General features: G+C 70.3%; 11 protein-coding genes. 6 read left to right on the top strand and 5 right to left on the bottom strand.

Annotated features, from left to right (window positions below; genetic code table 11):
• The first annotated feature begins 18 nt into the window (after positions 1-18).
• Positions 19-1590, top strand: a complete 1572-nt coding sequence (locus tag DA085_RS05795; protein ID WP_109472004.1) for a PucR family transcriptional regulator — start codon at positions 19-21, stop codon at positions 1588-1590.
• On the opposite strand, the gene DA085_RS05790 is transcribed toward DA085_RS05795, so the two are convergent.
• Together DA085_RS05790 and DA085_RS05785 are read right to left on the bottom strand one after the other, a co-directional pair.
• On the bottom strand, positions 1563-3245 hold the full coding sequence (locus DA085_RS05790) for a hydantoinase B/oxoprolinase family protein (RefSeq protein ID WP_109472003.1): 1683 nt from the start codon (positions 3243-3245) through the stop codon (positions 1563-1565). The two genes, DA085_RS05795 and DA085_RS05790, sit on opposite strands and share 28 nt — an antisense overlap.
• On the bottom strand, positions 3242-5284 hold the full coding sequence (locus tag DA085_RS05785; protein WP_109472002.1) for a hydantoinase/oxoprolinase family protein: 2043 nt from the start codon (positions 5282-5284) through the stop codon (positions 3242-3244). Before DA085_RS05785 ends, DA085_RS05790 begins: the two co-directional genes overlap by 4 nt.
• 174 nt (positions 5285-5458) lie before the next feature.
• On the opposite strand from DA085_RS05785, the gene DA085_RS05780 reads away from it, so the two are divergent.
• From DA085_RS05780 to DA085_RS05765, 4 genes are all read left to right on the top strand, one after another.
• Positions 5459-6934 carry a M17 family metallopeptidase gene (locus DA085_RS05780; protein ID WP_109472001.1) on the top strand — a complete coding sequence of 492 codons (1476 nt, stop codon included), beginning with the start codon at positions 5459-5461 and terminating at the stop codon, positions 6932-6934.
• The gene (locus DA085_RS05775; RefSeq protein WP_161958427.1) at positions 6931-7623 is read left to right on the top strand and encodes an SDR family NAD(P)-dependent oxidoreductase; all 693 of its coding nucleotides are present in this window, start codon (positions 6931-6933) and stop codon (positions 7621-7623) included. The genes DA085_RS05780 and DA085_RS05775 overlap by 4 nt, the downstream gene beginning before the upstream one ends.
• A gap of 116 nt (positions 7624-7739) precedes the next feature.
• Positions 7740-9047 carry a hypothetical protein gene (locus DA085_RS05770; protein ID WP_109471999.1) on the top strand — a complete coding sequence of 436 codons (1308 nt, stop codon included), beginning with the start codon at positions 7740-7742 and terminating at the stop codon, positions 9045-9047.
• A 467-nt stretch (positions 9048-9514) separates the two neighbouring features.
• On the top strand, positions 9515-10051 hold the full coding sequence (locus DA085_RS05765; RefSeq protein WP_202619118.1) for a metallophosphoesterase family protein: 537 nt from the start codon (positions 9515-9517) through the stop codon (positions 10049-10051).
• Here the strand turns inward: DA085_RS05765 and DA085_RS05760 are convergent.
• Positions 10024-10557 carry a hypothetical protein gene (locus tag DA085_RS05760; protein ID WP_154402112.1) on the bottom strand — a complete coding sequence of 178 codons (534 nt, stop codon included), beginning with the start codon at positions 10555-10557 and terminating at the stop codon, positions 10024-10026. The genes DA085_RS05765 and DA085_RS05760 overlap by 28 nt on opposite strands.
• Positions 10558-10814: 257 nt before the next feature.
• Here DA085_RS05760 and DA085_RS05755 point away from each other — a divergent pair, with 257 nt between their 5' ends.
• A complete protein-coding gene (locus tag DA085_RS05755) occupies positions 10815-12500 on the top strand; it encodes a ribonuclease J (RefSeq protein ID WP_109471997.1) in 1686 nt (561 codons plus the stop codon).
• A 37-nt stretch (positions 12501-12537) separates the two neighbouring features.
• On the opposite strand, the gene DA085_RS05750 is transcribed toward DA085_RS05755, so the two are convergent.
• A complete protein-coding gene (locus DA085_RS05750) occupies positions 12538-12966 on the bottom strand; it encodes a helix-turn-helix domain-containing protein (RefSeq protein ID WP_109471996.1) in 429 nt (142 codons plus the stop codon).
• Positions 12963-13664, bottom strand: coding sequence for a nucleotidyl transferase AbiEii/AbiGii toxin family protein (locus tag DA085_RS05745; protein ID WP_109471995.1), 702 nt, complete (start codon positions 13662-13664; stop codon positions 12963-12965). Before DA085_RS05745 ends, DA085_RS05750 begins: the two co-directional genes overlap by 4 nt.
• Positions 13665-13734 lie beyond the last annotated feature (70 nt).

The following is a 13734-nucleotide window of genomic DNA, read 5'->3' as shown; positions in this document are numbered from 1 at the left end:
CCCCGGTGAGGAGAGCCCGTGACCGCGCCCCCATCAACCACAGGTCCCGGGCACACCGCACCCCAGCGTGGTGCGATCACCTGGGGTGAGCTCCGGCGGACCGAGCCGCTGCGGGCGGTCCACCTGCCCGTCAGCGCCGGGCTGGACCGCGAGGTGCACGCCGTGCGCCTCGTCTCCGACGTCGAGGACATGCGCAGCTGCCGCCCCGGCACGGTGGTGGTCCTGGACACCCCGGTGGCCACCGCGGCGTGGGCGGTGCCGATCGCCCTGCGGTATGCGTGGGAGCGCAACGTGCGCTGCGTGGTCTGCCAGCTCGAGCCCGGGGTCGCCGGTGGCGTGACCCGGCTGGCCCACCGGCTCTCGGTCCCGGTGGGCTTCTACGACGGCAACCTCTCGGACCTGGCGCTCCAGCTGTCGGCCATCATCAGCGCGCCCGAGGCGGCGCGGGCCCGGCACCTCGCCTCGTGCGCCGCCCGGCTGGCGGGGGAGAGCACGGTGCCGGCGATGCTGACGGTCCTGGAGGAGGAGCTGCCCGGTGTGCGGGTGGCCGTCTGCGGGAGCCGGGACGGCGTGCTGGTGGGCTCCCTGCCGCCCGCGCCCTGGTCGGGGTCGGTGATCCGCGTCGACCTGTCGGCCCTGGACCACGTGGCGGGCCGGTCCCTGGTCGCCGTGTTCGACCACGGCTCGGTGGCCTGGGCCCAGACCGTGCGGGCCACGATGGAGATCGCCCGCGCCCACGTGCTGGCGGCGGAGGCCTCGGACCTGCTGGACCTGGTCCGGCGCACGGAGGTCGAGCGGTGGACCCTGCACCAGCTGATCAGCCCGACGCCCGAGGCGGGCAGCCGTGAGGGTGAGAGGGCGGGCGCTGTCCCTGGCCACCTGGGGTGGGATCTCAGCGGCGATCTCGTGGGCATCGTGCTGCTCACGGCGGGGGAGGGGCCGCCCGCCCCGGGCTTCGACATCGCCCTCGCGGCGGCCTGGGACACGAGCCGGGGACTGTCCCGGCCGGTGCCGCTCGAGCAGGGCTGGGCACTGTGGGACGTGCTGCCGCCAACGACGGACGACCTGGACGAGGAGGTCACCCGGGAGGTGCGCGAGCGCAAGGCGCTGCGGCAGGTGGCCCAGCGCGTGGAGGCCACCCTGGCCTCGCTCGACCTCGGTGTCGACCTCGTGGCCGGCCTGGGGTCTGTGGTCAGCGACGCGAGCGGGCTGGGCCGGACGCTCAAGCAGGCGCTGTTGGCCGCGCGGGCGGCGCGCTCACTGCCGGAACGGCGCGTGGCCTCGTTCACGGCGCTGGGAGCGCGCGCCTTCGTCGCGGCGGCCGACAGCCCCGACCTGCGCGAGGTGGCCGCCGACACCCTCGCGCCGCTGCTGGCGGACCGCGACGGTGACCAGCTCGTCCTGACGCTGGCCACCTACCTGGACTGTGGTGGCTCGACCAGCCGCGCGGCCGCCCGCCTGGGCGTCCACCGCAACACCGTGACCGCCCGGATGGAGCGCATCCGGGGGCTCGGGCTGGATGTCGACGACCCCGACCGGCGGCTGGTCCACCACCTCGCCGCCTACATCACGGGGCCGATGAAGGCGTAGGCCTCCCGCGCGTGCTCGGTCGTGACGATGCCGGCGTCGATGTCCGCCTGCACGAGAGCGCGGTCGCGCTCGGCCGGGTCGCCGTAGCCGCCGCCACCGCTGGTGAGGCAGCGCACGACGTCGCCCTTGCGGAGGCGGAGGCCGTTGCACTTCAGCATCCGGCGCTCGTCCTCCCGGCCGGGGTTGATGATCACCTCGGGACCGACGCCCTCGCCGCCGCCCTCCAGGCCCCAGGGCGGGGTGACCGCGCGCTCGAACCACAGGGAGATCGTGCAGTCGGTGAGGGCCTCGTACTCGCGGACGACACCCACCCCACCGCGCCACCGGCCGGGGCCCGCGCTGTCGGGGCGCATGCCGTAGTCGGAGATGCGGAACGGGAACCGCGCCTCGAAGACCTCGATGGGCAGGTCCTTCAGCGAGCCGTTGACGTTGTTGATCAGGGCACTCTCACCGTCCGACCCCTGCCAGGCACCCCAGCCGCCGAGGGTGGCCTCGAGGCTGACGTAGTCGCGGTCGACCCGCGGGTCCGCGCCGGCCAGCATGACGATCATGGAGTCGCCGTGGCTTGCGGCGGCCACCTGCTCCGGCATCGCCGGTGCCAGGGCCCGGGCCACCATGTCGATGAGCAGGCCCAGGTGGGAGAAGTACCACTGGCACGCGGCCGGGGCGACCGCCCCGAAGACCGAGCCCTCGCGGACCTGCACCGTCATGGGACGGAACGACCCGCCGTTGCCGGGGACGTCCGGGCTCACGAGCAGCTTGTAGCCCACGCGCAGGGCCGACACCGTCTGGGCGTAGCCGCAGTTCACCGGGCCGACGGCCTGGTCGGCCGAGTCGCGCACGTCGAAGTCGATGCTGTCGCCGGCGACGGTGATCGTCAGCCGCACGGGGATCGGCTCCTCGAGGGTGATGCCGTCGTTGTCGAGGAAGCCCTCGGCGGTGTAGACGCCGTCGGGGATCCCGGCGATGACCTCGCGCTCCAGCTGCTCGGTCTGGGCGAAGATGTCGTCGCGCGCCTGCCGGAGCGCTGACAGCCCGAACCGCTGGGTGATCTCGGCGAGCCGCTGCTGCCCCATCTCGATGCACGCGATCATCGCGTTCATGTCCCCGGTGGTGGGGTAGGGGAAGCGGACGTTGCGGCCGATCGTGTCGATCAGGGCGGCGACCTTCTGACCGCCCTCGACCAGCTTCTGCGGACCGAGGCGCAGGCCCTCCTGGAAGATGCTGACCGAGTCCATCGAGCCGCCCGGGTCCTTGGAACCCACGTCGATCCAGTGGGCCCGGGACGCGGTGAACCCGACGAGGGTCTCGTCGACGAAGACGGGGCCGAAGATCGTCACGTCGTTGAGGTGGGTGCCGCCCAGATAGCTGTCGTTGAGGATCCACACGTCGCCGGGCTGCCAGCACTCCCGGCCGAACATCTCCTCGGTGGCGATGGTGCAGGTCTCCAGGTTGCCCAGGAAGATCGGCAGCCCTGCGGACTGGCCGAGGACCTGGTGCTGGTCGTCCAGCAGGGCGACCACGCAGTCGCCGCCCTCGTAGATGATCGGCGTGTAGGCCGAGCGGATCAGGGAGGCGTTCATGTCCTCTGCCGCGGCGGACAGGGCGTTGCGGATGATCTCGACGGTGACCGGATCGACGGTGCGGGTGTTCATGAGTTGTCCTCCGTGGTCAGGATGAGGTTGCCGATCGGGTCGACGGTGATGGTGAAGCCCGGTGGCACGACGGTGGTGGCGGTCTCCTCCAGGACGACCGCGGGTGAGGCCAGGCTGGCGCCGGAGCCGAGCTGGGAGCGGCGGAGCAGGGCGCTGGACTGCCGCGCGCCCGAGAAGACGACGTCGGCGCGGTCCGCGGGCAGCGCGCCGGACTGCTGTGGCTGGGTCGCGGGCTGCGCCCGGCCCAGGTCGCCGAGGCCCGTGACGCGCAGGGTCACCAGCTCGATCGGGGCACCCAGGTTGGAGTGCCCGTAGCGCTCGTCGTGCATCTTGGCGAACCGCTCGGAGAGCCCGCCCAGGAACTGCGGGGTGGTGGGCTCCTCCGCGTCGTTGAGCGGCACGGTGATGGTGTACTCCTGCGCGACGTAGCGCACGTCGACAGCGAACTGCAGCACGGTGTCCTTGGGCGCGACGCCCTCGTGGGCCAGGAAGTCGGAGACCTCGGCGCCCAGCGCCCGGAGGCGGTCGGCCATGACCTGGGGCTCCAGGTCCTCGTCGCGGTAGAAGAAGGCCTCGGACTGGTCGCTGCGGATGGAGGACTGCAGCATCCCCCACGCGGAGAACGCACCGGGGAAGCGGGGGACGATCACCTCCTTGATGCCGAGCTCCTCGGCCAGGAAGACCCCGTGCATCGGGCCCGCCCCGCCGAAGGCGACGAGGGTGAACTCGCGGGGCTCGATGCCCCGCGCAACGGTGATCGTGCGGATGGCCTGGGCCATCTTGGCGTTGGCCACGTCGCAGATGCCCTCGGCCATCTCCTCGACGGACAGGCCGAGTTGCTCGCCGAGCGCCCCGACAGCCGTGCGGGCCGCCTCGACGTCCAGGTCCATCTGCCCGCCGGCGAACCACTTCGGGTCCACCCGGCCGAGAACCAGGTTGGCGTCGGTGACGGTCGGCTCGACGCCGCCGCGGCCGTAGCAGGCCGGGCCGGGGTTGGCCCCGGCCGACTGCGGGCCGACCCGCAGGCCGCCGGACTCGAGCCAGGCGATGGAGCCGCCGCCGGCGCCCACCGTGTGGATGTTGACGACCGGCATGAGCAGCGGCAGGCCCTCGATGGTGGTCTCGGGCGAGGTGTCCGGGACGCCGTTGACGACCAGGGAGACGTCGAAGGACGTGCCGCCCATGTCGACGCAGATGAGGTTCTGCCGGCCGAGCAGGTCAGCGAGCGCGACGCCGCCCATGGCCCCGCCGACCGGTCCCGACAGCAGCGTCTGCAGCGGGCGCTCGCGGGCGGAGTCGACGGTGAGGATGCCGCCGGAGGACTGCATGACGTGCAGCGGCACGGCCAGGCCCTTGTCGTCGAGCGACTGCTCGAGCTTGCTCAGGTAGCGCCGGATGACCGGGCCGGTGTAGGCCTCGACGGTCGCGGAGGAGGTGCGCTCGTACTCCCGCCACTCCCGCGCCGCCTCGTGCGACAGGGAGATGGTCACCTCGTCGCCGAGCTCCTCGCGCAGGATCTCGCGGGTGCGCAGCTCGTGCTGCGGGTGGCGGAAGCTGAACAGGTAGCCCACCGCGATGGCGCGGATGTCCTCCTCGCGGGCCCGCTGCGCGGCGGCGCGGACGGCGTCCTCGTCGAGCGGGCGCAGCTCCTCGCCCTCGAAGGTCATCCGGCCCGGGATGCCGACGATGTCCGAGAGCGGCACCAGCGGCTCCGGCTTGCGGTAGTGCAGGTCGTAGAGCTTCCAGCGCGGACCGCGGGCGATGTGCAGCTGGTCGCGCGCACCCTCCGTGGCCAGCAGGAGCACGCGCTCCCCGCGCCGGGTGAGGAAGGCGTTGAGCCCCTGCGTCGTCCCGTGGACCAGGAAGGAGATGTCCTCGACTTCGCTGACCAGGGACGAGAGGGCGGTGAACACCCCCTCGGTCAGGTCCTGGGGCGTCGTGGACGACTTGCCCGCCCGGTACTCACCGCTCTGTTCGTCATAGCTGATGACATCGGTGAACGTGCCCCCGATGTCCATCGACACTCGATGCTGGCCCATGGCTGCTCCTTCGTTGGTAGACGCGGTCAGGCTAGAAACCGACCCCCACCCCTCAGCAGTGCAGACGGACCACCGGGTGCCACCGACCCTGTGCCGGCAGCACGACGCGCCGGTCCGGCCCGTCACCATGCTGACGGGGTCAGGTGGGCACATCCCGGTATGCAGGAGGCGCGAGTGAGCGAGGACGAGTCGGCTGGACCACGGGTCACCACCGAGGCGGTCGGGGACCTGCCCGTCGCGGTGCAGGTCACCGGACACACGAGCCCGCTCGCAGGTGGGGGAGACACCGCCTGGAGCGGCTTCACGGGCGCCGCGGGCGAGTGCTGTGTGGTGCTCGCCGAGGGTGGTCCGGAGCTCCACGTCGGGCTGGGTCCGGAGGCGCACCTCGACAGCGAGACGGTGCACCGTGCCGCCCGCACCGCTGGACGCCGGCTCGTGCAGGACATCCCGGCAGACGGGCCGGACCTGGTCGTCGGAGTGCGGCTGGCCGCGGACGCTGAGGGGAGCCTCGGCCTGCTGCCGGCGGTCGGCGCCGTGACGGCCGGGCTGCTCGAGGGCGTGCACAGCCACCCCGCGGCAGACCGGCTGCGGCTGCACCTCACCGAACTCCCGAACGACCCCGGGGTCGAGGCGGCGGTCACGGAGGCCTGCGCCATGGCGCAGGCGGTGGGCCTGGCCACCGAGCTGGTCGACGCCCGGGCCAACCAGCTGACCCCCACCTCACTGGCCGCTCGCGCCGAGCGGCTCGCCACGGCATACGGGCTGGAGTTCAGCTGCCTCGACGAGGCGACCCTGCAGGAGCAGGGCCTCGGTGCGCTGCTGTCGGTCGGTGCCGGGTCGAGCGAGCCGAGCTGCCTGGTGCGCCTGGCCTACCGGCCCGAGCCGGCGGGTGGTGACGCGTCGCCGGTGGCCCTGGTGGGCAAGGGGGTGACCTTCGACAGTGGCGGACTGTCGCTGAAGGACCCGTCGGCCATGGTGGGGATGCACTCGGACATGGCCGGTGCGGCGACGGTCCTCGCGGCGATGACCGCGCTGCGCGGGGTGGGCGCCGAGGCGCCGGTGGTCGCCTACCTCCCGCTGGCGGAGAACCTGCCCGGGCCGGGCGCGACCCGGCCGGGTGATGTGGTGCGGTCCCTGTCCGGCAAGGGGATCGAGGTCGTGGACACCGACTTCGAGGGGCGCGTGCTCATGGCCGACGCCCTGACGATGGCGGCCCGCGAGCACCCGGCGCTGGTGATCGACGTCGCGACCCTGACCTACCAGGCGATCATCGCCCTCGGCCCCGAGATCGGCGCCGTGGTGGGGCGTGACGCGGGGGTCGCCGAGCGCCTGCAGGCCGCGGGGGAGCAGGTGGGGGAGGCGTGGTGGCCGCTGCCCTACGCCACCCGCTATCGCAGCCAGGTCCGCTCGGTCGCGCCCGGCGCCGACGTGCGCAACCACCCGGGCGCCGACTCGGGGCGGGCCATCACCGCCGCTCTGTTCCTGGGGGAGTCCGTGCCCGAGGGGATCCCCTGGGCGCACCTGGACATGGCCGGTCCGGCGATGACCGGCAGCGGTCTGGACGCCCGGGCCACCGGGTTCGGGGTGCGGACACTGATCCGCTTCCTGAGCCAGCACAGCGCGCAAGCAACCGTCGAGGAGACCTCGTGAGCAGGACAGCAGTCGTCATCGGAGCCGGCCAGGGGATGGGCCGGGCGGTCGCGGAGCGGCTCGCCGCCCGCGGCGCGCACGTGCACCTGGTCGGGCGCACCGAGGCCAAGCTGCAGGAGGTCGCGGACGCGATCACCGCGTCCGGCGGCACGGCCACGGTGACCACCGCGGACCTCACCCGCCCGGACGCCCTCGAGGGGCTGCTCGCCGTGCTCGACGGACCGGTCGACGTGCTGGTCCACACCGTCGGCGAGAGCCTGATGAAGTCGATCAGCGAGACCACCTTCGAGGACTGGCAGCGGATGCTGTCGGTCAACCTGACCTCGGCGTACGTCGGCGTGCACGCCCTGCTGCCCCGGCTGCGCCAGAGCGAGAATGCCACGATCGTCCTGGTCTCCTCCAAGACCGCGCTCAAGGGCTACCCGGTCGTGGCGTACTCCGCCGCCAAGGCCGGTGTGCTCGGCTTCGCCCGGGCCCTAGCCAGCGAGCTGGCGCCCGAGAGCATCCGCGTGGTCCCGCTCTGCCCGGGCCCGACCGACACCCCGATGCGGTGGTCCAGCACCCCCGACATGGACCCTGCCCTGGTCATGAGCAGCGACGCCATCGCCGACACCGTGGAGTATGTCGTGGGGCTGCCCCGCGGCACCGTCACCGACACGTTGCTGGTGCAGGCGGCGCAGTACGACTGATAAGACGAGGTGCGTGGGCGTAGCGGGAGGGACGTAGCCGACAAGCCCACAAGCTCCTGACCGTACCCCTTTGGATCGTCGGTCACCGAGTCGGTCCCGGACCGTAGCCTCAGAGCATGGAGCTGAATGCGAGAGAGTGGGCGACGGTTGTATGGGCCCTGCTGTTCGCCTGCGGGATCGTGGTGTACCGGCCTACGCGGCAGTCCTTGGGGGCCCTGTTTCGCGCCCTAGCCAGTTGGAAGATCATCGCGTCGTTCGTGCTGATGACTCTCTACATTGGCGCGGCTATCGTTTGGGCTTATCGCCTCGGCGTGTGGGATTTCAACCTCTTCACTCCGACGTTGACTTGGTACCTCACATCGGCGGTTGTCCTGTATCTCAACTCGACTCGCTCGATGAGTGAAAAGGGATACTTTCCCAGGATCGCCCGCGAAACGATAGGAATACCGGCCTTCATCACCTTCCTTATGAACGCCTGGCCATTCCATTTCATAGTAGAATTACTATTACAGGGCTTACTCATCGTCCTTATGCCGATGCAATTTCTGGCACATAATAGGAAAGAGTATCGGGACACCCCAGCCCGAACTTTGTTAGATGCGCTAGTAGCCGTGGTTGGCATCGTGTTCATGGTGCGTGCCGTGATCTGGCTCGTGAGCAATTGGGGCGACGAAGTTCTGAGCCAGTTCCTTGCTGGTGTTGCCACGCCAGCGGTGCTAACATTCATCCTCTTGCCGTTCCTCTACATGTTTGCACTAATTGCCGCGTATGAGAGGGCATTCACGACTATGTCATTTCGAGTGCAACCGGGCGCATCCACCTGGCGGGGCAAGGTCGCTCTAGTGTTAAAAAATCGGTTGTCGGTTCAACGCGTGGACAAGCGGGCGCGGCGTGTATGGCGAGAGATAGCGCTAGCGTCGACGCTGCGAGAAGCCTTCCGGGCCTACGAAGCGGGTGCTCGCGCCGACGACGAACTCGAGAAGCGCGAGCGGGAGGCGCAGGAACGGTTGCGCCGATACGCAGGAGTTGATGGTTTCGACGACGAGGGGCGGCGCCTGGACCAGAGACAGTTCCAGGCAACGAGGCGTGCTCTAGAGTTCTTGGCTGCCTGCCAAATGGGGCACTACCGGAATCGGGGTGGGCGGTACCCGTCGGACATATTGGAGATTCTTGGCGACGAGCCGTTCAAGGGGCAGGGGTTACCGGGCACAGCAGACGTGGTCTTGAAAGTCGACAGGCGCGGTCAGCGTTGGTGGGCCTGGCGTCGGACGGTCAGCGGTTGGTACTTCGGCATCGGAGCGGCTGCGCCGCCGCCTGATCAGTGGGTTTATGACGGTGCTTCTCCCCCGGCTGGCCCACCAGGGGAGTTCAGTGGTTGGCGTCGGACCCACGAGTACTCGGATGAAGCGGCCGTGCACTGGTAACCGGGCCCCGCGCAGCGGCGTCCCTTGACTTGAAATAGCAATACAACATCCGATGGGTCCAGAGAAGGGGGCTCGGCAGTCTTGACTCGGCGTGTCACGTCCAGGACTTCCCGTCGCGGTCCTGGCTGACGGGCGCCTAGCTCGCTGCCGCCCTGGACTGCTTCTTAATGGGGTGAGACTAGCGAACAGTCGGCAACCCCGACTGTGCTTGTCTGTAGGGGACTCTCAGTTCACTGGGCGCTTGCCCCAACAGGAGGAGTAGCAGGCGGCCGAGGCCAAGAAAAGGGCGCCGAACACTCCGACCGCTACGGTCATCGCTTGCGGTGTGTGTTTAAACGCGATCGGGTCTAGTCGGGCCAACCCGGCACAATCGACGCCAAGGAGCACTGAACCAGCCCCCATCAAACAGGCCCTGGTCGACGGACGGAAGCGATCCACCGATCTGTGACCAGCGTTAGCGTGGGCGGATGAGTGGACTGCGGCTCCTCCTGCTGGCCGACACCCACGTCCCGGCTCGGGCGCGGGGCCTGCCCGCCCAGGTGTGGGACGAGGTGGACCGCGCCGACGTCGTCATCCACGCGGGGGACTGGGTGGCGCCGGCGCTGCTCGACGAGCTGGAGGGCCGGGCCCGTCGGTTGGTCGCGGTCTATGGCAACAACGACGGACCGGAGCTGCGCCGCCGCCTGCCCGAGGTGGCGCGGGCGGAGCTGGAGGGTATGCAGTGGGGCGTGGTCCACGAGACCGGCAGCAAGGTGGGGCGCGGGGAGAGGATGCGCGCGGCATACCCGGACCTGGACGTCCTGGTCTTCGGCCACAGCCACATCCCGTGGGACTCCGAGCACGACGGCCTGCGGCTGCTCAACCCGGGGTCGCCGACGGACCGGCGGCGCGAGCCGTACTGCACCTATACGACCGCTGCCGTCGAGGACGGTGCGATCACTGCGCTGGAACTGCACCGGCTGCCGCCGAGGCGCACTCAGGACCGCTTGGCGACCCCCGTGTAGGTGCCACCGACGGCAACCTGCGAGTCAGCCCGCAGGACCGCTCGCGCGTCGTCACCGTCGAGGATGACGGTCGCGTCGATCGCTCCGCCGACGCGGGTGAGGCCGGCATAGCTGAGCGACCCGCTCGCGGGCTCGCCGAGCACGTCACCGGTGAAGTCGCCTTCGAAGCGAAAGACGTCGAAGTAGGTCCCCGGTGGCGACGCGAGCGCCTCGGCGCAGGGCGCGAAGACCACGGCGGTCGTGGTGCCGACCGCGTCGCCGTCCACTGTGCCGGTGAACGACAGTGTGCCGTTCACTGTGAACTCGCACTTGTCTCCCCGGACATCGCGTGCCTGCAACGAGCTGAAGTCGACCGCGGCGATGAACTCACCCTCCGCCGCCTGGGCGCCAGATGCGGCCGGCACCGTGGACAGGTCGGCCGAGGCGTTGGCACCCGCCGCCGGTCCGACCAGGCAGGCCGCCGCCAGGCCGGCGACCACTACAACGTGGGCAGGCTGCCTCTTCATGGTGGCTTCCCTCTCGTGGCCGGCAGCACCGCAAGCCCGTATGCCGAGTGCTCGCCTCGGTCTGAGTGTGGCACTGCGCCACGGGCAGCGGAAGGGCCACGCCTCCAGCTTCGGGAGCCCCGCGAGAGGTGAGACGGTCCGCGGGACCCGCCATACGGCATACGCTGTTCCCCAGACGCGGACGTGTCACCCCCGAGGGTTGCCTCCGCGCGCAGACCTGAACCGATAGTTCCCGTCCCCGTCTCCCGAGGAGATCCATGAGCCACCCGCATCCCGAACTGGGTGCCCCGCCCGCCCTGCCCCGCAACGGTCTCAGGGTGGTGGCGCTCGGCGGACTCGGCGAGGTGGGCCGCAACATGGCCGTGTTCGAGCACCGCGGCAAGCTGCTCATCATCGACTGCGGCGTCCTGTTCCCCGAGGAGCACCAGCCCGGCGTCGACGTGATCCTGCCCGACTTCTCCTTCCTGCGTGACCGCCTGCAGGACGTGGTGGGCGTCGTCCTCACCCACGGGCACGAGGACCACATCGGCGGGGTGCCGTACCTGCTCAAGGAGCGCCACGACATACCCGTCGTCGGCTCGCGCCTGACCCTGGCCCTGATCACGGCCAAGCTCAAGGAGCACCGGATCAAGCCGAAGACCCAGCAGGTCGCCGAGGGCGACCGGCTCTCGCTCGGGCCGTTCGACTGCGAGTTCGTCGCGGTCAACCACTCCATCCCCGACGGGCTGGCCGTTGCCGTCCGCACCGCGGCCGGGACGGTGCTGCACACCGGTGACTTCAAGATGGACCAGTTCCCCCTCGATGACCGGATCACCGACCTGCGTGCCTTCGCCCGGCTGGGGGAGGAGGGCGTGGACCTGTTCATGGCCGACTCCACCAACGCCGAGGTGCCCGGCTTCACCACCGCCGAGAAGGACCTGGCCCCGGCCATCGACACCGTCTTCCGGACGGCGCCCGGGCGGATCGTGGTCTCCAGCTTCGCCAGCCACGTGCACCGCATCCAGCAGGTGCTCGACGCGGCCACCCAGCACAAGCGCAAGGTCGCCTTCGTCGGCCGCTCCATGGTGCGCAACATGAAGATCGCCCAGGACCTCGGCTATCTGAAGGTGCCCCGCGGCCTGATCGTGGACGCCAAGGAGCTGGACAACCTGCCACCGAACCGGGTGACGCTGGTGTGCACCGGCTCCCAGGGCGAGCCGATGGCGGCGCTGTCACGGATGGCCAACCGGGACCACCAGATCCGCATCGGCGAGGGCGACACGGTGCTGCTGGCCAGCTCGCAGATCCCGGGCAACGAGAACGCCATCTCGCGCATCATCAACGGCCTGACCCGCTGGGGCGCCAAGGTCGTGCACCAGGGCAACGCCAAGGTGCACGTCTCCGGGCACGCCAGCGCGGGCGAGCTCGTCTACTGCTACAACATCATCAAGCCGCGCAACGTTATGCCGGTGCACGGCGAGTGGCGCCACCTGCGCGCCAACGCCGACCTGGCCATCGCCACCGGCATCCACCCCGACAACGTCGTCGTCGTCGACGACGGCATGGTCGTCGACCTGGTCAACGGGAAGGTCAACGTCACCGGCAAGGTGCGCGCGGGCTATGTGTACGTGTCGGCCGGCAGCGTCGGCGACGTCACCGAGGACGAGCTGCGCGACCGGGTCACCCTGAGCCAGCAGGGCACCGTCACCGTCATCGCCCTCATCGACGCGGACACGGGCAAACTCACCGAGCCGCCGGACTTCGTGGGCCGCGGCCTGGGCGCTGACGAGAAGGTGTTCGACGCGGCGATCCCCGCGATCGAGAAGGCGCTCGCCGACGCTGCGGCGCAGGGCATCGGCGACGCCCGGGAGCTGGAGCAGCGCATCGGCCGGGCGGTCACCCAGTGGGCGAACCGCAAGCACCGGCGCAACCCGATGGTGATCCCGGTGGTCATCGACGCCTGAGAATGAGGGTGCGTGGAGCCCGCGTCATCGACTGCGGTCAACGGCTCTCGGCGACGCGCTCCATGCGCAGCAGCAGTGCCGCCGAGGGTGTCACCTTGCCGGTCCGGTAGGTCGACAGGCGGGTCCGCGAGGTGCCGATCGCCCGGGCGAACTGGTCCTGCGTCATGCCTGACCTGGTCACCAGGTCGCGGACCCGTCGGGCCACCTGCTCACGCTCCTCGCTCTCGGCGGAAGCCCGGGCAGCCGCGATCCGGCGACGGAAGAGGGCCGCGACACCCGGCTCCTCGGCATACTCCAGGTAGGACTCGATCTGCCGGGCGACAGCTCCCCAGGGGGCCCGGCCGACCTCGCGGGTCAGCACCGCCCAGTCGCCGATGGTGCCTCGCTCGATCGCAGTGGTGATCGCCTCATAGGGCCAGTCACGGACCTCCTCGGGCACGTCCACGTTGCGGAACCGAACCGTCATAGCGCCTCCTCCGTCTGTCGCAGGAGCTCGTCGGCGAGGGTCTGGCTGGCGCGGACCACCTCGGGCCAGTCCTGCCACCGGGCACTGAGCCCCTTGTATGCCGCCAGCTGGCTGATCACCCGGTGATCCCTGGGTGAGGGTTCCGACAGGCGTTGCACGAGGGCGGTGAGCACGGAGTCCTGGCCTTCGGACCGGTCGGTGTAGTAGGAGTCAATGGCCAGCAGGACCTGGGCGGCGGCATCGAGGCCGACGGTGTCGGTCAGGGCGACGACGTCGAGGTAGTCGCGCACTTGGTTGCGCTGAACCACCAGGTAGGCCTTGATGCGCAGGACCTCATCGAGCGTGGGGACCCGCAGCTCCCCAGCATCCGGCACCCCCACCAGAGCCACCTCAAGCGGTCGGGTGCGGCGAAGTTGACGGAGTCCCGCCTCGACGCCGCCGAGCGACCCCATGATCGTCCACGGTGGCCGGCTCGCGCGGGTGCTCGTGGCCCAGCCGTCGGTTGCCTCCACCGCTTCGAGGACCTGCTCATATCGCCGCTCGAGGTCGGCGAGGACGTGGTCGTGGTCGAAAGACTCGCGGTGCCCTGCATACAACGCAGCCGCGGTGCCGCCCACGAGGACCGCCTCGGGCACGACGTCTTGAAGTCGCGCAGCGGAAGCGAGCACGCGAACCAGTGCGCTGCTGGGCGATCCCATGCGATCAATGTATCGGAAATGATACAGGCGCGCGTTATGGCGCTCCTCAACACTTCGCCGCGCTGGACGG

This window comes from Ornithinimicrobium cavernae, from assembly GCF_003121625.1.
Taxonomy (GTDB): domain Bacteria; phylum Actinomycetota; class Actinomycetes; order Actinomycetales; family Dermatophilaceae; genus Ornithinicoccus; species Ornithinicoccus cavernae.
Note: the sequence above shows the minus strand (reverse complement) of the source record. Positions and strands in the feature narration are given on the sequence as shown.

Excerpts from the sequence above, each read along its gene's own strand:
- DA085_RS05790 (WP_109472003.1), bottom strand. The coding sequence starts at position 3,245 with ATGAACACCCGCACCGTCGATCCGGTCACCGTCGAGATCATCCGCAAC.
- DA085_RS05765 (WP_202619118.1), top strand. The coding sequence starts at position 9,515 with ATGAGTGGACTGCGGCTCCTCCTGCTGGCCGACACCCACGTCCCGGCT.
- DA085_RS05745 (WP_109471995.1), bottom strand. The coding sequence starts at position 13,664 with ATGGGATCGCCCAGCAGCGCACTGGTTCGCGTGCTCGCTTCCGCTGCG.
- DA085_RS05770 (WP_109471999.1), top strand. The coding sequence starts at position 7,740 with ATGGAGCTGAATGCGAGAGAGTGGGCGACGGTTGTATGGGCCCTGCTG.
- DA085_RS05760 (WP_154402112.1), bottom strand. The coding sequence starts at position 10,557 with ATGAAGAGGCAGCCTGCCCACGTTGTAGTGGTCGCCGGCCTGGCGGCG.
- DA085_RS05755 (WP_109471997.1), top strand. The coding sequence starts at position 10,815 with ATGAGCCACCCGCATCCCGAACTGGGTGCCCCGCCCGCCCTGCCCCGC.
- DA085_RS05750 (WP_109471996.1), bottom strand. The coding sequence starts at position 12,966 with ATGACGGTTCGGTTCCGCAACGTGGACGTGCCCGAGGAGGTCCGTGAC.
- DA085_RS05785 (WP_109472002.1), bottom strand. The coding sequence starts at position 5,284 with ATGGGCCAGCATCGAGTGTCGATGGACATCGGGGGCACGTTCACCGAT.